Genomic DNA, 25,747 nt, shown 5'->3' on the forward strand with positions numbered 1-25,747 from the left:
CTAGGTATCCATATTAAGATTTAACTTTGTAAAACATCATTAAAATAAAGATTATGAGAAAAATAGTAATTGTTTTGTCCGTTTTAACTTTGCTTACTTCCTGTGTTTCCAAAAAGAAATATGCTGATTTGGAGGCTAAAAACAAAGAAACCCAAGATTTATTGAATACTGCTACAGTAAAATTGAACTCTTGCTTAGAAGAAAAGGCTGGTTTAGCAGCAACTGTTGAAGGATTAAAAGAGAAAAATCAATTATTGATAAACACTTCAAAAGATATGACAGTTCTTACCACAAAAGGAGCTGAAAACATTGAAAAAGCCTTAGAAACAATCAAAGAAAAAGATTTAAAGATTAGTAGAATGCAAGACGCTTTAACCAAAAAGGATAGTGTTACTCTTGCTTTAGTAACTAGTCTTAAAAGTTCTGTAGGTATCTCTGATCCAGATATTGAAATTAATGTAGAAAAAGGAGTTGTTTTTATATCTATTGCTGATAAGTTATTATTTAAAAGTGGTAGCTACGAAGTAACTGATAAAGCTAAAGCCGTTTTAGCTAAAGTTGCCAAAGTAGTGAATGACAAACCTGATTTTGAATGTATGGTAGAAGGTCACACCGATAATGTTCCTTACAGAAGTAACGGAGTATTGTTAGACAACTGGGATTTAAGTGTAAAACGTTCTACTTCTATTATTCGAGTATTAACAAATGATTTGGGTGTTAAACCTGCTCAATTAATAGCAGCTGGTAGAAGTTCATATATACCATTGGTAGAAAATGATACACCAGAAAATCGTTCTAAAAACAGAAGAACTCGAATTGTAGTATTGCCAAAAATTGACCAATTCTACGATATGATCGAAAAAGAAATGAAGAAACAACAACAGTAAATTCAATTCTTTATCAAAATTTTTAAAGCGTCTTTAAAAGGCGCTTTTTTTATACAAAAAAGACTGGTCTTTCGACCTGTCATCATATTAATCATACTACCTCTTTTAAAATTTGATTTTATAAAAAAAAAGAATGTTTTTTATAAAATATCTAAACTACCTTTACCTTCCCTTACAACAACTGGCTCATAATCTGATAAATCAACAATAGTTGATCCAATATTATCGCCATATCCACCATCAATCACAACATCTACTAAATTCTGCCATTTTTCAAAAATCAATTCAGGATCTGTGGTATACTCAATTACATCATCCTCATCACGAATAGAAGTAGAAACTATGGGATTCCCAAGTTGACGAACCATTTCCAAAATAATAGAATTATCCGGTATCCTGATTCCCACAGTTGTTTTTTTCTTGAATTCTTTAGGGAGATTATTGTTTCCGGGTAAAATAAAGGTATATGGCCCTGGCAATGCTCTTTTTAAAATTTTAAAAGTAGCCGTATCAATTTGTCGAACATAATCTGAAAGATTACTTAAGTCATGACAAATAAAGGACCAATTGGCTTTTTCTAATTTGATCCCTTTGATTTTCGCAATCTTTTCTAACGCCCTAGAATTGGTAATATCACACCCCAAACCATACACCGTATCGGTTGGATAAATGACTAATCCTCCATCTTTTAAAACCTTGACCACTTTAGCAATAGCAGCTTCACTGGGTTTATCTTCGTATATTTTAATAAATTGTGCCATCTCGGATTATGTTTTTATTTGAAAAATCGAATTTACACCAGTAAGTTACAGATTTAATAAGTAAAAAAAGTACAAATCCCTCGAAACTTATACTGTTTTAACCAATAACTTCCAATTTTGCAAAACGCAATAATAATTTTTTAATTCCTCCAACTTCAAACTTAATTTCTGCTTTTTTATCGGCTCCTACCCCTTCTAAATTAAGGATTTGTCCCTTTCCAAAGCGTTCATGCATCACTACATTTCCTACTACTAATTGATTGTCAAATAAATTGGTACTTCCTGAGGAACTAGTATTTCCCATTGGCTTTAACTTACGAATAACAGCTTCAGGTTTTGGTTCATTATTAGTAATATACTTAGGAGGAGTCCCAGCAACTGGTTTTGCTAATCTTAATTTTGACTTATCTACATCACCAAAAATATCACTGTCTATTTGAGGTTTATAGCGATAATTGCTTTCTGCGGGAGTTAAATATTCCAGATACTGTCCTTCTATTTCTTCAATAAATCTAGACGGTTCGCTATCAGTTAATTTTCCCCATCGGTAACGAGATTGCGCATAGGTCAAATAGGCTTGATGCTCCGCACGAGTTAAAGCAACATAAAACAATCTTCGCTCTTCTTCTAATTCACTTCGAGTACTCATACTCATGGCTGATGGGAACAGATCTTCTTCCATTCCTACTACGAAAACATGAGGAAACTCCAATCCTTTTGCTAAGTGAATCGTCATTAAAGCTACACGATCTTCATCGCTGGTATCTTTATCTAGGTCGGTGGCTAAGGCTACATCTTCCATGAATTCTGATAACGCTCCTCGAGCACCATCAATTTCTTTCTGTCCTTCAGTAAAATCTTTAATACCGTTCAAGAGTTCTTCAATATTCTGAATTTTTGCCATTCCTTCTGGAGTAGCATCTTTTTTCAATTCTTGAACCAAGCCTGTTTTTTTCGCCACATGATCTGTAATGTAAAAAGCATCTTGATTTTCATTAATGACTTGAAAACTCTGAATCATGGTCACAAAATCGGCTAATTTTTGTTTTGTACCCGAGTTTAATTTCAAATCAATTTTATCTACATTCTGCATGACTTCCCAAATCGAACGCTTATAGTGATTCGCAGCAATAGTCAATTTTTCGATAGTAGTATCCCCTATCCCTCTTGCCGGATAATTAATGACACGAATCAAGGCTTCTTCATCTTTAGGATTAATTACTAAGCGTAAATAACACAAGACATCTTTGATTTCTTTCCTTTGATAAAAAGATAATCCACCGTAAATACGATACGGAATATCTCTTTTTCTCAAAGCATCTTCCATGGCTCTAGATTGCGCATTGGTTCTATACAAAATAGCAAAAGCACCATTATGCAACTGATTTTGCATTTTTTGCTCAAAAATAGTACTCGCTACAAATCGACCTTCTTCTGCATCGGTTAAACTGCGGTGTACTTTTATTTTTGGACCAAAGTCATTGGCTGTCCAAACCACTTTGTCCAACTTGGTTTTATTTTTATCAATAATAGTGTTAGCAGCCTCTACAATATTTCGGGTAGAACGATAATTTTGTTCCAAACGAAATGTTTTTACTCCTTCGTAATCTTTTTGAAAATTCAAAATATTGTTAATATTAGCACCTCGAAAAGCATAAATACTCTGTGCATCATCACCAACCACGCATATATTTTGAAAACGATCTGAAAGTGCTCGAACAATTAAATACTGAGAATGATTAGTATCTTGATACTCATCAACTAGAATGTATCGAAAGCGATTTTGATATTTGGCCAAAATTTCTGGAAATCGAGTCAACAACTCATTGGTTTTTAGCAATAAATCATCGAAATCCATAGCACCAGCTTTGAAACATCGTTCTACATATTGCTGATATATTTCTCCCAAACGTGGTTTTTTAGCCATAGCATCGGCCTCTATCAATTCAGGATTATTGAAATACGCTTTAACTGTAATCAAACTATTTTTATAACTCGAAATACGACTCAAAACCTGTTTGGGTTTGTATATGTCACGATCCAATTGCATTTCTTTGATAATTGACGAAATCAATCGGGCTGAATCTTGAGAATCATAAATCGTAAAGTTGGAAGGGTAACCCAAATGATCCGACTCAGCTCTTAAAATTCGAGCAAAAACAGAATGAAACGTTCCCATCCATAAATTCTTAGCTTCCCCAGAACCAACAATTTGGGAAATACGATTTTTCATCTCCCTCGCGGCTTTATTGGTAAAAGTTAAGGATAAAATATTGAAAGCATCAATGCCTTGATGCATCAAATAAGCAATACGAATAGTAAGAACCCTTGTTTTTCCTGAGCCTGCACCAGCGATAATAATCATTGGTCCATCTTTTTGAAGTACGGGTTCTCGTTGTGCTTCGTTGAGCTGATCGATATATTGGTGCATGTTGTTTTTATTAAAGGTAGGCAAAAATAAGGATTTAAGTAGGAATTCCGAATGCCTGTTTCTAATTTACGAAATTAAAAAGAAATGCTTTTGATTGTCATATTCATTATAATAAACCATAAGTGAAATAGTAAAAAATTTTAATAGAAATAGTAGTGAATAGTGCATTTGAAATAAAGAATAGAGTGGATTTGTAGTTTGATCAAAAAAACACCATCCATTGAATATCAAAAAATAACTCTAAATCAAACACAATTAATAATAAAAAGCCTATCTTTCATATTAAATTAATTGCCCCCTAAATCTAATTTTAACAAACCTATTAAAAAATGTTTATGAAAAAAACTACCGTACGGGATCTATATCCCGTCATTTCTGCGTTGTTTATTTTTTTCTCTGGCTTACTTTACGGCCAAGGCTCCATCCCTTTTACCATTCAAAACACGTCTACATTTAATGACAACGAGTTGTATGTAGCGATTGTCGGAGAAGATTATACTACTGGTAATTATGTTTGGGTAAATGCAAAAACTAGTCAAGTACTCCCAATGAATCCTTCCTATAACACAGTGGTTGGACCAACAATTGGAGGAAACACTGGACCTGGATTAAACTCGAAGTATGCCAATTGTTTTGTGAAGTTGAGTGAAATCCCAAACAAGACTTTTACTTTACCACAAATTGCTGGTTGTCGTATTTTTATTTCAAAAGGGTCACAATTGTATTTTTATTTTTTTGGAGCATCAGGACCTATTAAAGGATATACCTCACCAAATCCTTTGAATGCAACCGATCCCAATCAAGGAATTTTATATGAGATAATAGAAGTAACAAACAACCAATTTGGTTTCTTTGGTAATCCATCAAGAGTTGATTCATATAAATATCCCATGGGACTAGAATTGTTTGGTGCAAATGGTTATCAAAAACGTGTTGGAGAACTATTAAAACACGAGGACATAATTACTTCGTTTAAAAACAATGTCCCAGCCGAATTTCAGGGTTGTGTAAACAATAGCACGGGAGAAATTACTGCACCATCAAAAACACCCGCATTTGCTGACGGAACTGGAGGAACTACTGTTGGTCCACAAGCCAATTATTTAAAATCATACATAGATGCTATTTGGAACAAATATAAAAATGAGGATTTGATATTCTATGCTGGTGACGCAGGAGTCTTTAAAGGACGAATCATTGGCGAACAGCTCGTAATGGTTGGACAATCAGGAGGATTTGTAGGTCGAACTGGAAGAGTACAAAATAGACCTTCAACACAAGAAGCACTTGAAGGAAAAGGTGTTTTGGACAGGAGAATAAATGATGGTGATTTAGATCTTGTCATACAAGCACAATTGACCGCTGCCATAAATCGACATATGGTAAATGTAACTACACCAAACCCTGGGCAACAAAATTGGTATGATGCTACTAAATTCTACCAAAGCAATCCAACGAATCATTATGCGAAATTTTGGCATTTACCTGGCATCAGTGTAGACAATTTATCTTATGGTTTTGCATATGATGATGTAGCCGATCAATCCCCATCACTACATTCTCCAAAACCAACAAAAGTTATAGCGAGTTTTGGTGGCTATGCTAATTCAGCTCCAGCAATTCCTTCCACTACAGATGTGATAACGGTGTATAAGGATTGTAATTACGCTGGTTTTTCTGGTGGATTATCATTGGGTGAATACAATTTGGCGGCATTAAAAACGCTGGGGATTGATGAAAATGTAATATCCTCAATACGAGTAACTGAAGGCTTTCAAGCAATTCTTTTTCAAGAAGATAATTTTGCGGGTAGTTCTACATTGATAAATGCAAACAACACTTGTCTAAACTCCACTTGGAATGACAAAGTAAAATCGATACGAATTATTTCCAACGGAACAGATACTTTGGGCAATACTACTTATTATTTACAAAACAGACATAGTGGTTTATATATGGAAGTAACAGCTGCTAGTACTTCAAATAATGCAAATATTGCCCAAGCCACTCTCAACAATGGAGACCATCAAAAATTTGTCTTTACTCATTTAGGAAATGGAACATACAAAATTATTGCTAAACATAGTGGTTTATCAATGGATGTAAAAGCCTTTGACAAAGCTAATGGTGCCAATGTTGAACAATATGCCTATGGAGGAACCACCAATCAAAAATTTATCTTAGTTCCTACTGGAGATGGTTATTACAAAATTATTGCAGGTCACAGCGGTAAATTAGTCGAAGTCTCCGCTTTTAGCACTGCAAATGGTGGTAATATTCAACAATGGGAAAGTGCAAATCAAACTAGTGGTCAATGGAAATTGATTCCATACGTTGCTACACCTTCAGTATTGGTGCAAGCAGAATCGTTTTCGAGCATGAATGGTATACAAACCGAAGCTACTACGGATACCGATGGAGGTCTTAATGTAGGCTATACAGATACTGGAGATTGGATGGCTTACAATAATATAAATTTCCCAACAACGGGTTCTTATTTAATTGAATATCGAGTGGCAAGCGCCGTAAATGGAGCAAAAATATCGTCAGATTTAAATGCTGGTTCGATCGTATTAGGAAGTGTGACCATTCCAAACACAGGAGGTTGGCAAAAATGGCAAACCATTTCGCAGACAGTAACTGTAAACGCAGGTACTTACAACTTTGGAATTTACATACAAAATTCAGGAGTAAACCTCAACTGGTTTAAAATTACTCAGCTGGTGACTACTAAAACATCTGAAGAAAAAGAAAATCAAAAAGAAATAGCAATTACAGTTTACCCAAATCCTACAAAAGATATACTTTATTTTAAAACGGATTTGACAGACGCTAATTTAACTGTGATTTCTTCTTCAGGAAATGTTATGGTAAATCAAAAACTTGTAAACAATAGTATTGATGTTTCCAACTTTACTGCTGGATTGTATTTTATCACTATCCAAAAGAATGACGGAACCAAACAAGTAATAAAATTCCTAAAAGAATAAAATAAAATTCATGACCATCCCTTACATTCATTACAAATAGGGATCAAATTGCATTGATCCTGAGCAAAAAATGATTTATTTATTGGGCAATTAATTGTTTTACAAATCATGTTTGTAATGGATGGTCATAATTGTATTAAAAAGCAAAACCATAATAGTTAAGTAGAATTGTTTAAATTTATCCAAAACAATTATTATTTAACAACTATGACTAAAAAAAGCTTTCATTTTCTTGTTGTAATACTCATGGTCCTTTCTGTCCAAGCGCAAAACAGCAACAAAACACTTACCTCAACCGATTATGAACAAGCGGTAAAATATTTAGGATTCAATACCAACAAATTAGTTTTCAATAGTAACGTAAACCCAAATTGGTTGCCCAATGGTGATTTTTGGTACAACATCACCACTTCCAAAGGAAAAGAAATAGTAGTGATCCATACAGTTGATGGCACTCGAAAAACAGGGTCAGATTTAAAATCGTTGCTCCCTGAAAACAATACAGTTACTACCCCAACTTATACAGTTACTCCTTTTGAAGTAAAATCTCCAGACGGTAAAAAAGCCGCTTTTATCAAAGACTGGAATCTATGGATCAAAGATTTGGCTTCACAAAAAGAAACCCAACTGACTTACGATGGCGTAAAAGATTACGGCTATGCCACCGATAATGCGGGATGGAAACACAGTAATAAAGCCATTTTATTATGGTCTCCCGATTCTAAAAAAATTGCGACCTTTCAACAAGATCAACGTCACGTAAAAGATATGTATTTGGTTTCAACCAATGTAGGAACTCCTAAATTAGAAGCTTGGAAATATCCGCTACCTGGTGATGAAAAAATAATTCAAATTGAGCGTGTAATTATCGAAGTCGAAACGCCAAAAGTTATTCGTTTCAATATGGCTCCCGATCCGCGAAGAGGAACCTTGTGCGATGATATTTCGTGTTCTGGTTCTTTTGATGATAACGAATGGAATGCTGATGGAACGAAATTAGCCTTTGTTTCTACTTCACGAGATCATAAAGAAGCCAAAGTCAGAATTTCCGATGCGCTAACAGGAGCTGTAAAGGACATTTTTGAAGAAAAAGTGGCCACACAATACGAAAGTGGTCAAGGAAAAGTAAATTGGCATTATTTAGAAAGTTCCAATGAAATCATTTGGTACAGTGAACGTGACGATTGGGGACATTTATATTTGTATGATGCCAAAACTGGTAAATTAAAATCACAAATTACCAAAGGGAATTTTGTAGTAACCCAACTTTTAAAAGTAGACGAAAAAAATCGAGTACTTTATTTTGAAGCTAATGGAAGAGAAACGGGTCGTGATCCTTATTTCAGTCATTTTTACCGAATTGATTTCAACGGAAAAAATCTTCAATTACTTACTCCAGAAGATGGGAACCACAACATCTCATTATCACCCAATGGAGACTATTTTGTTGATACTTATTCGCAACCCAATGTAGAACCAGTTTCGGTTTTGAGAGCTACAAATGGAAAACTAATTGCAACACTTGAAAAAGCGGATATCTCAAAACTAGAGGCAACAGGTTGGAAAGCACCAGAACCCATCAAAGTAAAATCAAGAGATGGAAAATGGGATTTATACGGATTACTCTTTACGCCTACTCATTTGGATCCAACTAAAAAATATCCTGTAGTTAATTATATTTATCCCGGACCTCAAGGTGGCGGTGTAGGCAGTCGTAATTTTTTCTCAGCACGAAGTGATCATCAGGCTTTAGCCGAATTAGGTTTTGTAGTTGTTATCATTGATGGAACTTGTAATCCAGACCGTTCTAAATCATTTCACGATGCTTGTTATGGCAATATGGCGGATAACACTTTAGAAGATCAAATTTCGGGAATTAAACAATTAGCCACTAAATACCCATTTATGGATTTGGACAAAGTGGGGATTTGGGGGCATTCAGGTGGTGGTTATGCTACAGCTGCAGCCTTGTTCCGATATCCAGAGTTTTACAAAGTGGGTATCTCCGAATCTGGTAATCATGAAAACCGAAATTATGAAGACGATTGGGGAGAACGATATATAGGGCTTTTGACCAAAGATGCCAATGGGAAATCAAACTATGAAGATCAAGCCAATGCTAATTTTGCTGCAAATCTAAAAGGAAAATTATTATTAGCGCATGGCGGAATGGATGACAATGTACCTCCTTACAACACTTATCTAGTGATTCAAGCTTTACAAAAAGCCAATAAAGATTTTGATTTCATCCTTTTCCCTAATGCACGTCATGGTTTTGGTGGAGACACTTTTTATATGATGCGCAAACGATGGGATTATTTCGTAACCCATTTGCTGCAAGCACAACCTCCGAAAGAATTTTTGATTCAACCTAAATAACTAAAAAAGCAATGTGAGAACATTGCTTTCTTTTGTTTACAAAAATGTATTTTTAAAACTATTTTTTTAGCTCAAATACTAAATAAGCGTTTATACCTAAAAAAATAACTCTTGTCACACTAATATTGCTTCTCATACCATTTAATTAAATCGCTACAGCAAGTCGATGTATTTTTAGTATTGAAAACAAACTATGGTTTTCATTCAAATAAAAAAATATGGACACTACAAATGATATTATCGTTGGATTTGCTCTCTATCAAGGATGCACTCTTGTCGATTTTGCTGGAGCAACTCAAGTTTTCAGTTCTTGTGATGGTTTTAAAACCATTTGGTTGGCCACAGAAGAAACCATTACTACAACCGAGGGAGTTAGCGTTGTATCTAATTATACTTTTTCTAACGCTCCAAAAGTAGACATTCTTTTTGTACCTGGCGGTGGACCAGATGGCGTAGTTGGCACCATGCAAAATGAAACGTATCTAAACTACATTAGAAAAATTGCCGAAACCACAATTTGGAATGGTTCTGTATGCACTGGCGCTTTTATACTTGCAGCGGCAGGAATCTTAAAAAACTGTTTGGCCACCACTTATTGGTCACAAATTCCAACATTAGGATTACTATCTGATTACTTACAATTAAAAATTCCTCCAAGCTATCCTCGTTTTTCGATAGATATGGAACGTAAAATATTTACTGGTGGTGGTATTTCTTCTTCATTAGATCTTGCCTTAGAAATGGTACTAATTCTTAAAGGACTTGAGGCTGCTCAAACCACACAATTGTTCATACAATACCAACCCAATCCCCCAATAGATGCAGGTGATCCAGATCATGCACCTCAATACATTACTGACAAAATGAGGAAAGAGGACGAAGGTTTTTCTGAGGCTTTAACACTTCAAATAGAGAAAATTATTAACTAACCCGATAGAATTATGACACAAAAAATCACTCCCACATTAGGCTCTGGAGTATGGACTTACAGAAGTCTACTCAACAATCCTGATTTATCTGTGGCTTTTGATACCCTTGAATTTGGAAGAGGTAACCTTCAAATAATCACAACCGAAGACGGAAATTTAACAGGTAAAATATACGATACTGGTTGGGAACTTGAATTGAAAGGTTCCTTTCAATACGGCAATCCAGCTTGTCTTTGGTTTCAAGGAAGCGGAATCGTTGGTGGATCACTTTGGGTCTATGACTACCTCTGTTATGTAGTACCTCAAATTCCAAACGGAGTAAACCAAATTCCAGCCTTGGTAGGAAGTGTTACGCGAGCCATTCCACATCCAGACGGCCAAGGAGGTACAAGCCCAGCAGGAGTCGTTTGTTCTTTTTATGCTGTATTGCAACCTGAAAACAAATAGCAACTATAACTTAAAAAAAGAGATTATGAACGATACATTTTCAAATACGAATAACTGCTGTTGCCATCATAAAAAAACAGAGGAGTTAAAAAAAGAAATACTTGAGCAAGACAAACCCAACTTTAGATTCAAATCCTTATCCTCTGTTGCTCTGAGTGTTCTTATTGCTTTCTTTCCAAAATGTCCACTATGTTGGGCTGCCTACATGAGCTTATTTGGCTTTCTAGGTTTATCACAGTTGCCTTATATGTCTTGGTTACTTCCGGTATTACTAGTATTCTTGGGAATCTATCTGGTTATTCTATATAGAAAATCTCATAAAAATGGATACATCCCTTTTCAATTAAGTCTTACTGGTGCGATTCTTCTACTCATAGGAAAACTTTTTTTTCCCCTCGAAAAATGGATTGCAGTACTAGGAATGATTTTTATAATCTCTAGTTCATTATGGCTAAGCTTTGGTGTACAAGTAATTGGCTATTTACTCTCTAGACAAAACAATAAACTTAAATCAATAAACTAACCTCAAATAAAATGTCAGCAACAAATCAAATACGAGTACGAAAATCGATTCTAGAAATCCAAAGAGATTACGAGAACGGTTTCACTACAGAATTAGAAAACTTAATGACGGCTTGGGCTGGAATTAAAGCTTTAGATCCAAGTGATCTTAACTCCTTTTTTGTAATCGGAGGTTATCACGGAGAACCTTTTAGAGGAGCGGGTTACGGAAATAGTCAATGGTGGGGCGGATGGTGCAATCATGGTAATGTATTGTTCCCAACTTGGCACAGGATGTACTTGGTACGTTTAGAAGAAGCCTTGCAAAGTATTCCAGGTTGCGAAAATGTAATGTTACCGTACTGGGACGAAACAGATGAGTATTCCTTAAAACATGGAATCCCAAGTTGTTTGACCGATGACACCTTTAAATATGCTGATGGAACTGTAATCCCTAATCCATTGGTTTCCTTTACTTTTCCAGTAACCATTACAGATAATGTTTCCTCAGATCAAGCCAATGGCGGTGGATTATATACCAAAGAGGTAGGCTACACTACTGTAAGATATCCTTACTCTGGTTTGGTGGGTACTCCTGAAGATCAAAAACAAACTGCCATTCATAATGCCCAATGGCCGACATCGGCTGAAGGAAATGCGGTATTGAATCAAAATGTAGTGAATTGGCTTAATCTTTCTGTAGTGCCTATTGCACCAGATGGCGTAAACAATACCCAACCCACAACTTTTCCAGCTGGTGTTCATCAAGCCTATAAAGATTGCTTAAACGCACCAAACTATACTGTTTTCTCTAACACCACCTCAAGTCAAGCTTATAATGATTTACTACCCACTGGTGCAGTTTCTGTAGTACCATTAGAGCAACCACACAATGACATTCATTTGGCTGTTGGTGGAGCAGACATAACGACTGTTCCTGGTCAAAATTTTGATGCATCACCAATTGTTGGAGCAAATGGAGATATGGGCGAAAATGATACAGCAGGGCTAGATCCTATTTTCTTTTTCCATCATTGTAATGTGGATCGTATGTTTTGGGTTTGGCAGAAAAAAACCGGAAATCTTGACACTTTAGAGGTGATCCCAGAATATCCAGGAACCAATTCTGTAGATAGTCAAGGGCCAACACCAGGTGTATCAGGGAACGTATGGCTTTCTATGGATTCCCCATTAATGCCATTCACAGATGCTAACGGAAATCCTTATAATTCCACTCATGTGGTGAATATTGAAAAGCAACTCAACTACACCTACTCCATTGGTTCTTTGGATCAGCCGTTCTGGCCTGAAAGCTCAACAAATGAAGTACAGTTCATGAAAGTTTCTGAAACCTATAGCAATAAAACATTAATTGTTTCTGGTGCCAATAAAGCTGCCATTAGTGGATCTTTTATTATTGCTGCACACGCTACCGTAAATGGTGAAAAACATTTGGTTGGAGTAAAATCAGTATTGAGCAGAAATGCTATTCAAGGGTGTGCCAATTGCCAAACGCATTTGGGTGTCAAAGCGCATTTTAGTCTCAACCATTTATCGCCTGAGATCGTTTCAAATGAAACAATAGAATTCACTGCAGAAGTTATTGGACACAAACCATCTAATGCTGGTAAAACTCTAAAAGAGGCAATGGAAACTGTACCAAATAAAACTTTAAAAACAAGCATTAGATAAAACTAAAAAACTAAATTTTGCTACAAATGAAAACTTCAAAAACAAAAATAGCAGTCGGACTTTTTATAACCACTGGATTAATCCTTTTGGGATGTAAAAAAGATGCCGACATCGAAGCCAGTTACCTACCATTGGACGTAGAAAAAACATGTACCGTTTCTAAAACTGATTTTGATAGTTGGTTTGCCAGTGGTAAAGCCACCGAAAACGGATTAGTTTCTCCCGCCAATAGCGTAACTTTTCCACATCAAAACAATTGCGATTTTTACAAATGGTCACACCAAATGTTCCTTTGGATTACCTCTCCTTCTTCAGGAGGTTATGGAAACAGTGGAACAGTTATGGAATCTCCAGTATTTTACAACGTTTCACCTCCTTTTGATGTAAGCAAACAAAATCCTCACGGCATTCGAAAATTAGTACCACATACTCCTGGAGAGTTATTGAGAGTAACCCCTCACATTAGTCAAAATGGTCCGAACAAACTTCCAGTAATTATGGACAAGCAAGGAAGAATGTTTGAAGTGGAAACTAGTCAAGACAACGAAGTAACTTTTCTTAAAAATGCCAAAAACGAATTGGTAGCTATCAAAAGTTTGGTCAATAACGAAAAAAGAGGCATTGATTTTTTAGATGCAAAAGGAAAAGTTATTGAAGGGCCTAAAGCCGTGATAAAAAGCAAAATCAATCCTAATCGTGTGGTGCATAGCTTCAAACTCGGAAAAAAACAAATTTTCCTAGACGCCTCAGGAAATCAAATCGAAACCGAGCAAGGACAAGCAGGTTCCAATGGAGCATTAATGGCCGAAAACAAATCACTGGTGTACTACATTACTATGGTAAACGATGTATATGCGTATTACCTAAGTGGTGTCAACGAAGGAAAATTGAATAATTCTCAATTTCCAACGACACAAAAAGAGCTCAACAGTATTTTGGCTTACGCTAAAGCAAAAGGATTACCCAATCCTCCAGATGCCGATGCCTTGGCAATGGAATTGAAAACCTCTTGGGTAGAAACCACCAACCTGCCTAATGCCAAAAGTTATGTTACCATCAAAGCAATCATTCCAACCTACAACAAATCCAATCCAAATAAATGGGTGGTAAACGGCGAAAGAACCGCTACGTTGGCTTTGGTAGGAATGCACGTTGTAGGTAGTGTCGCTGGACATCCAGAAATGATTTGGGCTACTTTTGAACATCAAAAAAATACACCAAACGAGGCGTATTCTTATAAAGACACCAAAGGACAAATCAAAGAAGTACCAGCTGATAAAGGAACAGGATGGTTGTTTAATGCGAATGCTTCTGACCAAGGTGCACAACAAAACTTCCAAAATATGACCGTAAGTGGTGATACCATTTTAATTACTAACCCAGAAGTTTATAGTCCTGGTGCTAGAAGAATCATGGCTTGGGGAAGTGCTTCCAACACTGTACCTAATCCAGAAGACAAAACTCCTGCTGATGCCAATAGTCAGGTTATTTCTATCAACAACGACATTCGTAGTTTATTGGTAGGTAACGACATTCGAAAAAATTATCTTTTGATTGGTGCTACTTGGACTTTTGGTGGCAATGCGCCCAATGGTGCTAGTTATCCTTATGCGCCACAAGTGAATAATCAAACACCGATCGATTCTATACCTACACCAACTCCGCTTGGAGATGCCATTGGTACGGCGCAATTGTCTAACAGTACGATGGAAACATATGTACAATCGCCCTCCTCAGCATCGACTTCGGCGAATTCTATTTCTTGTTTTTCTTGTCACAACAACAATAATGGCTTAGCGCCTAGCGACCTTAGTCACGTTTTTGGAGAAACGAAAACCATTTTACCTATCGTAAACACCAAAGGAAAAAAATAAACAAAACCTAAACTAAACCAAAAAAACGCGCTACTCGACTCAAACTTCTGAGTGTGTAGCGCGTTTTGTTATTGTTGGAGAATTTCGAAAGCTAGTTACTTTCCTACTTCTTTCTGAGCGTTAAGACTAAAATAACTGGTCAAGTTCAACATAAAACCAATAGCGGTAATGCCGCCAGCAATTACTCCCATTCTTTCTGAATCTAGATATTCGGACAATAAAAAAAAGGCAACGCCTACTAACAGTAAACTTACGATGTAACTGATTGTTCTCATATATTATTTTTTGGTTGTTTATTAAATCATATTTTGTGATTTAACTATTAAAAAGAATCCATATAAAATACAACATCGCTTGCAACCATTTCAAATTCGTCTGTTTCTTTATTATAGACAAATTCAACAGACTTATTATTATGCAAATGTATATTATCTGAACTTCTAGAGCCTTCTGTAAACTTAACCCAAACTCTTGCAGAAGCAATGATTTTGGTAACGATTATTTTATCACGATCTTCATTTTCCTTATCAATTTCAAAATCTAATATGTTTAAGGTCTCAACAGAATCGATTACTAGTCCATTCTGATTCTTATAATTGTCTAATAATTTTCCTGTAATGACTTCTATTAAATCACTAACGATTTTTTCTGAATCTTTTTTTCTCATAATATTACTTTTTGGTTGGTACTTAGCACAATTTTTCAGCATTGCCTTAACGTTACTGGGATTCACGAAGTGGCGAACTTCGTAAGCGATTATTTTTTTATTATGATAAAATTTCTTGGAGGAAATAAACGTGAATTTATAATAAATTTCGCCATTTTGATCTTGCTGTTAGTGGAAGTTTTTTTCTATACTAAATTCCAACTGGTAAATCCTCATCGTTATCGGGGAATAAGTTACTCAATGTTTCAAGTTTCAAATCTTCTGTATAAAAATCTTTTGCCCTTTTATTGAATACCTTTATCTGTCCAACATCAATTAGAAGTTTATCTGAAATTTCTTTTTGAATTTCTTTATCATTTTTTCCGTCATCAAAGACATTAACAACTAACCTTTTATTTTTGTTTTCAGCAAAACCGTGTTTGATAACATCGTTAATATGACCGTCGAAAAAACCATATCCTGAACAAATCACAAGTTCTGCTTTAATACAATGAATTCTAAATTCATAGAAATAAAACAAGTATGGGTCGTAGGATTGCAATTTATTGCTAATACCAAATATTATTGCTAAATCTTCTGGACTTATTTCGCCATTAAATTGAGTAAGTTGTTCTTCTTTCTTCTTTTTCCAATCAATTGAACCGTGAAGTTTATAAAGATAATAATCACTTTGAGTATTTTCATAGTCATAGCGTTTGGAATTCCATTTGTCAAATTCATCAAATCCGCATTCAATTTTTTCTTCTTTTAAGTTTTGCTCAACACATTTATCATAATTTAAAGTGAAAATTTTTAATGAATTACCATCATATTCTTTTTTAAAATCAATGAGCTTTTTAAAATATATGGAGTTTTCAATCCAATTATTTGGCATAAGCCAATCACCACGCAAAGATTTAATAATACGTTCTCTAAAATTTGTGGCTAAATGTTTTGATTTTTCTTCAGTAATAAAAGGTTGCAAATCTTTTTCCCAACTACCAACAAATGAGTAAATATCTAATTTTTTGTCTTTTATTGAAATTATGATATTTAATAAACTTACAAGGCTCTCAATATTGAAGTTTACTTCATATACTGAAGATCCTTTATGTAGTTGTTTTTGATAGTACACACTTTTAATATAATTATATAGTTCGGCATATATTTTCCAATCTTCATTTGTTTTTAACTGGTTTTCTATATCTGTAATAATTTGGTTAGAATTCTTTATACCTGCATCGCAACTTGTACCTGCACCTAACAAAACCAGTATTTCATCTTCCTTAAAACTTCTCATAAAAACCAAGGCTTTAAATTATCAATGCTAATATTGTCATAATTGTACTCTTCAAATTTAGTTAAAAATTCAGATATTTTTTGGCAGTAAAAAATTGAAACTGGCAATTGCTTTGCTTTAAATCCACGCCAGTTTGCACCTGATAAATTAATGCAATCTTGTAAAAGTTTGTTTCTGAAATTCAAATTTTTCAAATTAGCCATATTGTTTGAATACCAAAAATTTATGTAAATAGGGCTTCCTATTGGTTTTGTAAATGCAGAATTATTAAACTGTAATCCTTCAAACCAAACTAAATATTCAAACTCTGATATAGCAACACAGCTACTTTCATATGGAACTAATGAGTTCTTAGTTAAATCGAAACCAAAGTATTTATGCTTATCGTTAATTATTATGATAGATATTAAAATATCATTTGGAATATTCTTAAATACTTTATCCCAAACTTTTTCTTTACTAATTCTATGCGGCGTATGAACTACAATATTTTTATTGCCTTCCGTTATTGCTATCTCAACAATTGATTTTAGTTTTTGAACTAATTTAGAATAATAATTTTCTTCTTGTTCGTCTTCACTTAAAATTTGTATTTCTTTAAATATTCCACTACTGTCTGTTAATACTGAATAAGTAAAATATTTTTCAATTTTCTTTATCCATTTCTTTTCGTCAATTTCAATGAAAGTTTCTTTGTTCTTATTTCCAATGCCGATTATTAAACAATCATTTATTGCTGGTTTAATCTTCCAAGGTTTCCCACCAGATTTAGCGAAAATTTGAAGTCCAATATTACTTAATGAATACTTAAGAGTGTATGAATTATTTACAAGTTCTTTTGTAACAACTTGACAAGCAATATTATTAGAGGTGAAACAATGTTTTATTTTGTAGTAAAGTTTTTCATCAAGCTCACTTGTTTTGGAATTGGTCAAAATTATCGGAAGTAAATTGATGGAACTTTCCTTAATTTCCTTAACCAAGTCATTCAATACTTCATCATTTATCTCATTTACTTTTTTTCCCGTAATATTGTTGTTGTTAAATTTAATTCTAAACAATTTTTCAATTCCTGCAAATTGTTGAGGAAAACTCTCGCCTTTTAAACCTTTTAATAAATCAATAGCAATATTTCTATCGCTATCTTTAAATACAAAAATGAAATTTGTATCATTCAAAGGTTTTTGAAGAGGTGGAAATGCTTGAAGTCCAAAATAGGGTGATTTATTTTCTCTTTCATTTTCAAATTGATAGATTTTTGCATCTAACAAAAAAGAGTTCAATTCTAATAATTTGTTTGAAATAGCAAAACTTGAATTAAACCCAAATTGATTAATCAAAGAATAAAACTTAGTTAAGAATTGTTTTATTTTTTCTTGTTTAAAGATATAAAACTCTTTGTTTGACTTTCCATAATTATCAAGTGTGCCTGATAATTGTAAAATTCTTCTATCTACAGGACTTGCTATACTTTTTTTATATTCTTCGTCTACAAAGAACTTAAAGTCCAACAAAAATCCAAAAGAATTAGTTTTAGATAAAAAGTAAGGTTCAAGCCAAATAGTTTCTGTGCCTTCTTTGTGTTTATTGAGGATAAAATATAATCTGTTGTATTTGTCTTTGTTTGTTTCAAACAAGTCGTCGTTTTTGCATTTTTGAAAAATTGCTTTAAACAAAAATTGCTTTGTAATATCTAAATTGAAATTTTGAGAACAAATTTTTTCTTTAAAACTTTCTTGCGGTTCAAAAACGATAGCCACTTTCTCATACTTTTCGTCTTCTTCTTTAAGTTTAATATTTCGGATATAAAAAGTCTTGTGTTGATCTTCGGGAATTTCACTTAATTTTTTCCAATGAAATTTGACTTCAAACTCCATTGGTTCAATTTCTAAAAAGTTAAGTGAAATATTTGAGTTAGTCATATCTTTATGTTTCGTTGTTTCTCTGTTTTGAATTGTTTCGGTTAAATTACCACTAACTAATACAAATACGAAACAAACTTTCGCATATAGGTTCATTATGCAGTTAGATAATCGAAGGCTTGTTATGTATTACTTATTTTCAAATATATTCATTTCTCTTCAAAAAACATACAATTTTTCTGAATTTTACCTAAGAAATAAATTCTAAATAGTAACTAACAAAAAACCAAAAAAACACGCTACTCCATTCAAACTTCTGAGTGTGTAGTGCGTTGTTCTCTTTAAGAGTTTGTCTTAAGGGCTATATTGTATGGAAATAAAAATCACCCATTGCGTTCTATCAATAACTTGATATTATTTTGTAATTTAGGACTAAATTTAAATAACAAAAAATAGAAAACATGAAAAACAATTTTTGGATTTACATGATTATTTCATGTTTGGGATTAACAAGCTGCAAAAAAGAGGGAGACAATTCAAAAGCAATTGAGCAAAAACCTTTACAAGTAACCTGTTACCAAGCAGTCTATGAAAAAGACACAGTTTCGTTAAAACTTAGCACCTTAAAAGATGGAACCATCACTGGCAATTTGGTGATGAAAGAATTTGATGCTCCCGTTAAAAATGGCGAAATCATTGGGAAGTTTAGTGGAGACACCTTACTGGTTGATTACAGTTATGTTGAAGGTGTAACTGATAAAACAACCTTTAAAAACCCATTGGCCTTACTCAAAAAAGGAAAGGAACTCATCCTCGGTAATGGCAAAATAGAAACGTATTTAGGGAAAACCTATTTTGTCAAAGGTCAACCTATCGATTATGAAAACGTAAAATACAAATTCTCTGAAACGGATTGTAAAGAATAATTAGCACAAAAAAGGAGATAAATTTCTCCTTTTTTTATTTATAAAAAACGTCATAGGCAAATCGGACTAACGTGCCAATGACTACCACCAGAAAAAAGATTCGGATAAAACCATTGCCTTTGTTGATGGCCAATTTGGCGCCCAACCATCCACCGAGTGCATTGCTAGCCGCCATAGGAATCGCAATCGCCCAAATGATTTTGCCTTTGAGTATAAACAAGCAAATCGAACCAAAATTGGTCGCTAGGTTGACCATTTTCGCATTCGCAGAAGCGTGCAAAAAATCGAAACCCATAATGGCAATAAACGCCACAACCAAAAAACTTCCTGTGCCTGGACCAATAAATCCGTCATACAGACCCACTACAAAACTGATGGCAACAGCGTTGATTACTTGGCGTTGAGCAGAAATATTTTTTTCTATATGTTGGCCAAAATTTTTCTTGGCATAGGTATAGATTACCAAAAACGACAGCACAACCAACAAAAGCGGTTTCATAAAATCATTGCTCACATACGTCAGCAAAGTCGACCCCAAAAACGCGGACGGAAATGCCAAAAGCATCATAATTCCGAGTAATTTCCAGTTTAAATCCACTTTTTTCAAGTATTGAAAAGCTGCAAAAGAGGTACCACTGAAGGCAGGTACTTTTAAGGTTCCAATTACCGTTGCTACCGGAAGACTGGGCAACAAAATAAGTCCAACGGGGGTCTGTATGAGTCCACCTCCTCCTACTATAGCATCTATAAATCCCGCGGCAAAAGCGGCTAAACAAAGTAAAAGTAAGATGGTAACGTCCATTGAGCGGTGGTTTTGTATTGGTTGCGGCAAAAATAGGAGTATCGAATGATTTTGAGTATCAATTGATGAAGAAAATTTAATTTTTAACCGTTAGATATAAACATATAAGTAATAACAGTTTTTTCATTTAACTCTTTTTTTGAACCATATAAGACAAATAAGGACATAGAAGTAGCTATCTATGGAATTTGTGTATAGTACTTAACCGCAAAGAGCGCAAAAGGTTTACGTAAGGGTCGCAAAGAAAGCTATATAACTTTGTATTGCTTCGTGGTAAAAAATTTAACCGCAAAGAGCGCAAAGGTTTACGCAAAGGTCGCTAAGAGAATTATAAAATTTTGTGTTTCTTGGTGCGTTCTTTGTGTTCTTAGTGGTTAAAAATTTAACCGCAAAGGACGCAAGGATTTACGCAAGGGTCGCAAAGAGAATTATAAAACTTTGGGTTGCTTGGTGCCTTCTTTGTGTTCTTAGTGGTAAAAAAATTAACAGCAAAGGTCTCTAAGAGAATTATAAAACTTTGTGTTTCTTAGTGTCTTCTTTGTGTTTCTTTGTGGTGAAAAAATTTAACCGCAAGGGGCGAAAAGTTTAACCAAATTTATAACTGTAAAAATCCGTAGCATCCGTAAAATCCGTGGCTGAATTTACTACAAAGTTTAACCAATTAACCAATAATTCAGCTAAGCAACTAAACAATTCTAATCCAAAAAAGTTTATTTTTGTGCCCCAAACCCAATTATACTTATGGACGCAACAAGAATTATTGAACTAGCTAGTTACACTTTACCCTCGCTAATTACTGGAGTGGTGGCCTATCAATTTTTTAATTTACATACGAAAGACGAGGCTGGACGCCGTCGTTTTTTATTGCATAGAGAAGCTCAAAAAACAGCTTTACCCATCCGTTTGCAGGCGTATGAGCGTATGACTTTGTTTTTGGAGCGCATTAGTTTGAATCAGTTATTGATTCGCATTGCTCCTATTTCGACCATAAAAACGGATTACGAACAATTGGTTATCGCGCATATCGAACAAGAATTTGAACACAATTTAACCCAACAAGTGTATATGTCCGATGAATGCTGGAGTATCATTTTAACGGCTAAAAACGCTACTATTCAAATGATTCGAATGGCGGCTCAAAAAGAAACTGTAGAAAACGCCAATCAAATGCGTGAGTTAATATTGAATGATTTGTTAGAAAAACAATCGCCTAGTAACGCGGCTTTGGCATTTATCAAACAAGAAGTAAGTGATTTATGGTAAAATGATTTCACTGTAGTTTTCATTTTTACTTTTGGCATAATCAAAACCTATTTTCCACCATTTTTGCATTTCAGTCCGATCAAATACTAATGCATTGTCGGTAAGTTGTATAGGTGTATAATACAAGTTGAGTTGTACATTTTTGATGGAAGCCATCATTTTACCTAAAGTAATGTCATAGCGTTCTATTTGGTCGAGTGTCACTCTAAATATATCTATCAACAACGAAAAAGGGTTTCTCCCGATACCAATTCGATTGCATTGATGTTCAGACTCCAAGATGATTACATCAATTTCTGTAGCTCCTCTTGCAATAGCTTCGTTAATAGGTACCAAATTAGAAAAACCACCGTCACCATACTCACAACCGTTTTTCTTCACCAAACTCATAAAAGGAATATAATTACAAGAAATCCAAATCCATTCACAGTATTCTTCATAAGTACATTCGTGGATGGATTTGTATTCTGAGGTGTTAGTCGAAATATTCGTCACGGTAATAACCACATCTGCCTCTCGAACTTGAAGGGCCTGAAATTCTTCGCGAGTTAAATTATTTTGAATAAAATGCAATAGGTTTTTACTTTCTCCAAAAGTTCGTCTTCTTTTAAGAAATTGAAGCAAAACATTAAAGTGATTGATTGAAACGGAGGTAAAACCTCTTTCTTTTTTGATTTTAAAAGGATTGATATTAAAAATATCACTCATTCCAACATTAGTATAAATCTCTTTGATTTTGTCCACTTTTCCAACAGCCAAATGAGAAATCAGCAAACTACCCGTTGAAGTACCAATGTACATATCGTAGTGCTGCTTTTTAATATTCAATAAAAACTCGGCAACTCCTCCTGCGAATGCCCCTTTACTTCCACCTCCAGAAATCACTAGTGCCCTCATATTGGCTTATTACTCGTTCAACAATCTATTGATAATTTCTTGTTCTTTTGGTGGCAAATCCAAAGCCACTTCTTGTAAAGCCTTCCTTTTATTTTCTTGTTTGATTTGCTTTCGGATGGCATCTCTAGCGAATTTAGAAAATTGCCATAAATGATGCGTAGTAGCATTTGCTAAATTTTTCCAAACAGTTGTGTTAAAAAAATCTAAGAAAATCAAACTCTCTAATGCATTCTGACGTGTGCTCGCTTCAAAATCAAGACTAGAATACTGAATTAGTTCTTTAGACAAAGCGGCAGCATCTGCATTGTAATTGGGTGTATTCAAAGCCAAAGCCAACCACAAAATTCTCAAGTTATAATCGTTAAAACCTTTCCAATTCTTGGTTTGGTCCAAATAACGAATTCGGTCATTCTCGAAACTATTCCACAATTGAAACAAGGCAATTTCTTGCGTTTGATAAGAAGCATCGGTTAGCAAGGTTTCATAATCGGCTTTGAAGGCTTCTGGAACTTTAGGAAATAGATTTGCGATTTTCTGTCGGATAGACCAATTCTTAGTCGCCATAGCCACAGCTAACAACTCCTTTATATCGTCGTAGGACTCTTTTCGAAGCTGAAAAATCACACTTTCTTTGACCGTATAATAGACATCCGATTGCAAAACTTTCATCAAAAAATCTTTCTTTTCTGCCAAAGGAGTGTTGCGCAATTGGTCTAGTTCTAACTGGACTTTTATTGCCGCATTTTTTTTAAGTAAATCATTAGCTTCTAGAGTATTGAATTTATAATCCTCAAGCCATACTTTAGAAAATAATTTCGTATCAAAAGCGGCAACTTTTTCAATTTCAGCAAAAAAATCATTGGTGTTTACCGTTTGAAAAGCGTGCTTCTTGAGATAGTTTTTTATTGCTTTTTTAAAAGCCTTATCTCCTATTTTCTGATGCAAAACAAATAAAGCCCAAGCACCTTTTTCGTAGAAGGTCAAAGAACTCGCTTTGGCATTCAACACCGGAATAGTATCCGTACGAGAAGCAAATTTGAGCTGCTGTGCTTTTTCGTATAAATAACTATAGAAATAATCTTCACCGTACAATTCCTTCTCGGCCAACAGCGCATAATAGGTTGCAAAACCTTCTTGTAACCAATGATGTTTGCCGCTCTCGGCAGTTACCAAATCACCAAACCACTGATGTGCCAACTCGTGTGCATTGACATTGGTATATTTTCGGTCGTTAAACCCAACAGAATCCACCACATACCTACTCGAAAAAGTGGTTGCCGAAGTGTTCTCCATTCCTGCATATAAAAAATCTCTAACAGGAACTTGCTTGTAATTCCCCCAAGGGTATTTCACTCCTATTTCTTTCTCCAAAAAATTAAAAATAGCCTCCGAATGGCGATAGGTTGGTTCAAAAAACGCTGCATCTTTAGGTTCATAATACCATTCTAAAGGCACGCCAGAATTGGATTGTTGCGTTTTTTTATCAAATTTACCAATAGCCATCATCAACAAGTACGAACTCATAGGCTTTTGCATTCTATAGCGCCAGTAAGTGTTATTGCCATTCGTTATTTTCTCTTTCAAGGTTCCATTGGCAATGACTTGATAGTTTTTATCAAAGATAATTTCCAAGTTAAAAACCACTTTTTCATTCACATCATCAAAACTCGGAAACCAATGGCTGGTGTATTTCCCTTGTCCTTGCGTCCAAATCTGTAAATTAGCATTCGCTTCAGAACCTATAAAGTATAAGGTTTGCTTAGGTTTGGCTTCATAAAAAAACTGCACCCATTTTTTACCTTTTTTAAACGGATAAATTAACAACAATTGTTTTCCATTGGTAACAAAAGAAATCGGTTTGTCGTTCAATTTCACATTGGTAAACTGCATATTTTGCGCATCAATCTTAATCGTATCGATGGGTCGCAACACATTAAAATGATAGGTAATAGTCCCCGCAATCGTTTTGTCCTTTGGGTTTACAAACAATTGTCCCTTAGCTATTTTAAAGTCAACCGATTGCGTTTGTTGCGCAAAAATAAATGAGGTTAAAAAAAGAAAAATATATTTCATCTAAACAGATTTTCGATAGGATTTGAATTTCAAAGTTACAAACCTTTGGCCTATCCATCGTACAAAATGTGTAAGTTTGCAACCAAAACAAACCCCAATTGAAAACAAAAGCTTTATTTAACTGGAGCAGCGGCAAAGACTCTGCACTTGCTTTATACAAAACACTACAAAATCCCGAGTTCGAAATCGACTGTCTTTTGACGAGTGTCAACCAAAAATACCAACGCGTTTCTATGCACGGTCTTCGTGTTGAATTGCTGCAATCGCAAGCTCAAAGCATCGGCTTACCGCTAGAAATCGTCGAAATTCCTGAAATGCCTACGATGGAAGTTTACGAAAATGCCTTAGCCGCAACCTTAACACAACTCAAAACCAGAGGCATCACCCACTCGATTTTTGGCGATATTTTCCTCGAAGATTTACGCCAATACCGCGAAGACAAACTCGCCACGATGGATTTGCAAGGTGTTTTCCCCTTATGGAAAATACCAACAAAAGACTTGATTCAAGAATTTATTGATTTAGGCTTCAAAACCATCGTCGTTTGCGTCAACGAGCGCTATTTGGACAAAAGTTTTGTGGGCCGCATCATTGACCAAGATTTCATCAACGATTTACCAGAAAACGTCGATGTTTGTGGCGAAAACGGCGAATTCCACACCTTTACTTTCGACGGTCCATTGTTCAAACAGCCCATTGATTTTGAAATCGGAGAAGTAGTCTACCGAAAATACGAAAAACCAGCCACCACAGATACGTCCGATACCGCTTGCGACACCAGCGCCTCAGATGCCTTTGACTACGGCTTTTGGTATTGCGATTTAATTCCTAATTAAGCGTTGTATTAGGAGCAGGAAGAATGGGACTTTTTAGCCATCAATGGTCCCGTGATTCGCTATATCTTTGCTTTTCTAAAGAAAAAAAGCAAAGGATGCCGCTACTCCCGGGGCTAAAAGGCAACATCCGTACTTTTTGGGTAAATGGTCTTAAAAAAAAGAGAACAATAAAGCAAAAGCTCTAGAGTTCTCTTTAAGGTGCCGTCATAATTGAAATTAACCAAAAAATCAAATTATAAACAATTTAAGCT

Annotated in this window: 20 protein-coding genes; 11 read left to right on the forward strand and 9 right to left on the reverse strand. The window is 34.8% G+C overall.

The window, feature by feature from the left end; all coding sequences use genetic code 11:
- The first annotated feature begins 53 nt into the window (after positions 1 to 53).
- Complete coding sequence (locus tag WFZ86_RS13010; protein WP_342692322.1) at positions 54 to 887, forward strand: OmpA/MotB family protein; 834 nt, start codon at positions 54 to 56, stop codon at positions 885 to 887.
- Between the two features lie 140 nt (positions 888 to 1,027).
- Here WFZ86_RS13010 and WFZ86_RS13015 read toward each other — a convergent pair whose 3' ends face one another.
- Both WFZ86_RS13015 and WFZ86_RS13020 read right to left on the reverse strand, forming a co-directional pair.
- Positions 1,028 to 1,648 carry an L-threonylcarbamoyladenylate synthase gene (locus tag WFZ86_RS13015; protein WP_342692323.1) on the reverse strand — a complete coding sequence of 207 codons (621 nt, stop codon included), beginning with the start codon at positions 1,646 to 1,648 and terminating at the stop codon, positions 1,028 to 1,030.
- Positions 1,649 to 1,745: 97 nt separating this feature from the next.
- Positions 1,746 to 4,079: an ATP-dependent helicase gene (locus WFZ86_RS13020; protein WP_342692324.1), complete on the reverse strand. Its 2,334-nt coding sequence runs from the start codon at positions 4,077 to 4,079 to the stop codon at positions 1,746 to 1,748.
- Between the two features lie 335 nt (positions 4,080 to 4,414).
- Between WFZ86_RS13020 and WFZ86_RS13025 the strand changes: the two genes are divergently transcribed.
- From WFZ86_RS13025 to WFZ86_RS13055, 7 genes are all read left to right on the forward strand, one after another.
- Positions 4,415 to 7,069 carry a beta-1,3-glucanase family protein gene (locus WFZ86_RS13025; protein WP_342692325.1) on the forward strand — a complete coding sequence of 885 codons (2,655 nt, stop codon included), beginning with the start codon at positions 4,415 to 4,417 and terminating at the stop codon, positions 7,067 to 7,069.
- Positions 7,070 to 7,315: 246 nt separating this feature from the next.
- A complete protein-coding gene (locus WFZ86_RS13030) occupies positions 7,316 to 9,448 on the forward strand; it encodes a S9 family peptidase (protein WP_342692326.1) in 2,133 nt (710 codons plus the stop codon).
- A 218-nt stretch (positions 9,449 to 9,666) separates the two neighbouring features.
- Positions 9,667 to 10,377: a DJ-1/PfpI family protein gene (locus WFZ86_RS13035; RefSeq protein ID WP_342692327.1), complete on the forward strand. Its 711-nt coding sequence runs from the start codon at positions 9,667 to 9,669 to the stop codon at positions 10,375 to 10,377.
- A 12-nt stretch (positions 10,378 to 10,389) separates the two neighbouring features.
- On the forward strand, positions 10,390 to 10,824 hold the full coding sequence (locus tag WFZ86_RS13040; protein WP_342692328.1) for a hypothetical protein: 435 nt from the start codon (positions 10,390 to 10,392) through the stop codon (positions 10,822 to 10,824).
- Between the two features lie 25 nt (positions 10,825 to 10,849).
- Complete coding sequence (locus tag WFZ86_RS13045; RefSeq protein WP_342692329.1) at positions 10,850 to 11,347, forward strand: hypothetical protein; 498 nt, start codon at positions 10,850 to 10,852, stop codon at positions 11,345 to 11,347.
- Positions 11,348 to 11,358: 11 nt separating this feature from the next.
- Positions 11,359 to 13,017: a tyrosinase family protein gene (locus tag WFZ86_RS13050; protein ID WP_342692330.1), complete on the forward strand. Its 1,659-nt coding sequence runs from the start codon at positions 11,359 to 11,361 to the stop codon at positions 13,015 to 13,017.
- Positions 13,018 to 13,043: 26 nt separating this feature from the next.
- Positions 13,044 to 14,891, forward strand: coding sequence for a hypothetical protein (locus WFZ86_RS13055; RefSeq protein WP_342692331.1), 1,848 nt, complete (start codon positions 13,044 to 13,046; stop codon positions 14,889 to 14,891).
- Between the two features lie 95 nt (positions 14,892 to 14,986).
- Here WFZ86_RS13055 and WFZ86_RS13060 read toward each other — a convergent pair whose 3' ends face one another.
- The 4 genes from WFZ86_RS13060 to WFZ86_RS13075 all read right to left on the reverse strand — a co-directional run bounded on the left by WFZ86_RS13060 (position 14,987) and on the right by WFZ86_RS13075 (position 18,759).
- A complete protein-coding gene (locus WFZ86_RS13060) occupies positions 14,987 to 15,166 on the reverse strand; it encodes a hypothetical protein (protein WP_342692332.1) in 180 nt (59 codons plus the stop codon).
- A 47-nt stretch (positions 15,167 to 15,213) separates the two neighbouring features.
- Entirely contained in the window at positions 15,214 to 15,600 is a 387-nt protein-coding gene (locus WFZ86_RS13065; RefSeq protein WP_342692333.1) for a hypothetical protein, read from the reverse strand.
- Between the two features lie 148 nt (positions 15,601 to 15,748).
- Positions 15,749 to 16,837: an SIR2 family protein gene (locus tag WFZ86_RS13070; protein ID WP_342692334.1), complete on the reverse strand. Its 1,089-nt coding sequence runs from the start codon at positions 16,835 to 16,837 to the stop codon at positions 15,749 to 15,751.
- Complete coding sequence (locus tag WFZ86_RS13075; RefSeq protein ID WP_342692335.1) at positions 16,834 to 18,759, reverse strand: argonaute/piwi family protein; 1,926 nt, start codon at positions 18,757 to 18,759, stop codon at positions 16,834 to 16,836. Before WFZ86_RS13075 ends, WFZ86_RS13070 begins: the two co-directional genes overlap by 4 nt.
- 401 nt (positions 18,760 to 19,160) lie before the next feature.
- Here WFZ86_RS13075 and WFZ86_RS13080 point away from each other — a divergent pair, with 401 nt between their 5' ends.
- Complete coding sequence (locus WFZ86_RS13080) at positions 19,161 to 19,625, forward strand: hypothetical protein (RefSeq protein ID WP_342692336.1); 465 nt, start codon at positions 19,161 to 19,163, stop codon at positions 19,623 to 19,625.
- Between the two features lie 34 nt (positions 19,626 to 19,659).
- Here WFZ86_RS13080 and WFZ86_RS13085 read toward each other — a convergent pair whose 3' ends face one another.
- A complete protein-coding gene (locus WFZ86_RS13085; RefSeq protein ID WP_342692337.1) occupies positions 19,660 to 20,427 on the reverse strand; it encodes a sulfite exporter TauE/SafE family protein in 768 nt (255 codons plus the stop codon).
- 741 nt (positions 20,428 to 21,168) lie between these two features.
- Here WFZ86_RS13085 and WFZ86_RS13090 point away from each other — a divergent pair.
- Positions 21,169 to 21,690 carry a DUF7935 family protein gene (locus WFZ86_RS13090; RefSeq protein WP_342692338.1) on the forward strand — a complete coding sequence of 174 codons (522 nt, stop codon included), beginning with the start codon at positions 21,169 to 21,171 and terminating at the stop codon, positions 21,688 to 21,690.
- Here the strand turns inward: WFZ86_RS13090 and WFZ86_RS13095 are convergent.
- Both WFZ86_RS13095 and WFZ86_RS13100 read right to left on the reverse strand, forming a co-directional pair.
- On the reverse strand, positions 21,682 to 22,587 hold the full coding sequence (locus tag WFZ86_RS13095) for a patatin-like phospholipase family protein (protein ID WP_342692339.1): 906 nt from the start codon (positions 22,585 to 22,587) through the stop codon (positions 21,682 to 21,684). The genes WFZ86_RS13090 and WFZ86_RS13095 overlap by 9 nt on opposite strands.
- Before the next feature lie 9 nt (positions 22,588 to 22,596).
- Positions 22,597 to 24,660, reverse strand: a complete 2,064-nt coding sequence (locus WFZ86_RS13100; RefSeq protein ID WP_342692340.1) for a M1 family metallopeptidase — start codon at positions 24,658 to 24,660, stop codon at positions 22,597 to 22,599.
- 98 nt (positions 24,661 to 24,758) lie between these two features.
- Between WFZ86_RS13100 and WFZ86_RS13105 the strand changes: the two genes are divergently transcribed.
- Positions 24,759 to 25,496: a Dph6-related ATP pyrophosphatase gene (locus WFZ86_RS13105; RefSeq protein WP_342692341.1), complete on the forward strand. Its 738-nt coding sequence runs from the start codon at positions 24,759 to 24,761 to the stop codon at positions 25,494 to 25,496.
- Positions 25,497 to 25,747 lie beyond the last annotated feature (251 nt).

The sequence above is a fragment of the Flavobacterium polysaccharolyticum genome, assembly GCF_038739875.1.
Lineage (GTDB): Bacteria > Bacteroidota > Bacteroidia > Flavobacteriales > Flavobacteriaceae > Flavobacterium > Flavobacterium polysaccharolyticum.

Bases quoted from the DNA above. Each gene is read 5' to 3' on its own strand.
- WFZ86_RS13010 (WP_342692322.1), top strand. From the start codon at position 54: ATGAGAAAAATAGTAATTGTTTTGTCCGTTTTAACTTTGCTTACTTCC.
- WFZ86_RS13015 (WP_342692323.1), bottom strand. From the start codon at position 1,648: ATGGCACAATTTATTAAAATATACGAAGATAAACCCAGTGAAGCTGCT.
- WFZ86_RS13020 (WP_342692324.1), bottom strand. From the start codon at position 4,079: ATGCACCAATATATCGATCAGCTCAACGAAGCACAACGAGAACCCGTA.
- WFZ86_RS13025 (WP_342692325.1), top strand. From the start codon at position 4,415: ATGAAAAAAACTACCGTACGGGATCTATATCCCGTCATTTCTGCGTTG.
- WFZ86_RS13030 (WP_342692326.1), top strand. From the start codon at position 7,316: ATGGTCCTTTCTGTCCAAGCGCAAAACAGCAACAAAACACTTACCTCA.
- WFZ86_RS13035 (WP_342692327.1), top strand. From the start codon at position 9,667: ATGGACACTACAAATGATATTATCGTTGGATTTGCTCTCTATCAAGGA.
- WFZ86_RS13040 (WP_342692328.1), top strand. From the start codon at position 10,390: ATGACACAAAAAATCACTCCCACATTAGGCTCTGGAGTATGGACTTAC.
- WFZ86_RS13045 (WP_342692329.1), top strand. From the start codon at position 10,850: ATGAACGATACATTTTCAAATACGAATAACTGCTGTTGCCATCATAAA.
- WFZ86_RS13050 (WP_342692330.1), top strand. From the start codon at position 11,359: ATGTCAGCAACAAATCAAATACGAGTACGAAAATCGATTCTAGAAATC.
- WFZ86_RS13055 (WP_342692331.1), top strand. From the start codon at position 13,044: ATGAAAACTTCAAAAACAAAAATAGCAGTCGGACTTTTTATAACCACT.
- WFZ86_RS13060 (WP_342692332.1), bottom strand. From the start codon at position 15,166: ATGAGAACAATCAGTTACATCGTAAGTTTACTGTTAGTAGGCGTTGCC.
- WFZ86_RS13065 (WP_342692333.1), bottom strand. From the start codon at position 15,600: ATGCTGAAAAATTGTGCTAAGTACCAACCAAAAAGTAATATTATGAGA.
- WFZ86_RS13070 (WP_342692334.1), bottom strand. From the start codon at position 16,837: ATGAGAAGTTTTAAGGAAGATGAAATACTGGTTTTGTTAGGTGCAGGT.
- WFZ86_RS13075 (WP_342692335.1), bottom strand. From the start codon at position 18,759: ATGACTAACTCAAATATTTCACTTAACTTTTTAGAAATTGAACCAATG.
- WFZ86_RS13080 (WP_342692336.1), top strand. From the start codon at position 19,161: ATGAAAAACAATTTTTGGATTTACATGATTATTTCATGTTTGGGATTA.
- WFZ86_RS13085 (WP_342692337.1), bottom strand. From the start codon at position 20,427: ATGGACGTTACCATCTTACTTTTACTTTGTTTAGCCGCTTTTGCCGCG.
- WFZ86_RS13090 (WP_342692338.1), top strand. From the start codon at position 21,169: ATGGACGCAACAAGAATTATTGAACTAGCTAGTTACACTTTACCCTCG.
- WFZ86_RS13095 (WP_342692339.1), bottom strand. From the start codon at position 22,587: ATGAGGGCACTAGTGATTTCTGGAGGTGGAAGTAAAGGGGCATTCGCA.
- WFZ86_RS13100 (WP_342692340.1), bottom strand. From the start codon at position 24,660: ATGAAATATATTTTTCTTTTTTTAACCTCATTTATTTTTGCGCAACAA.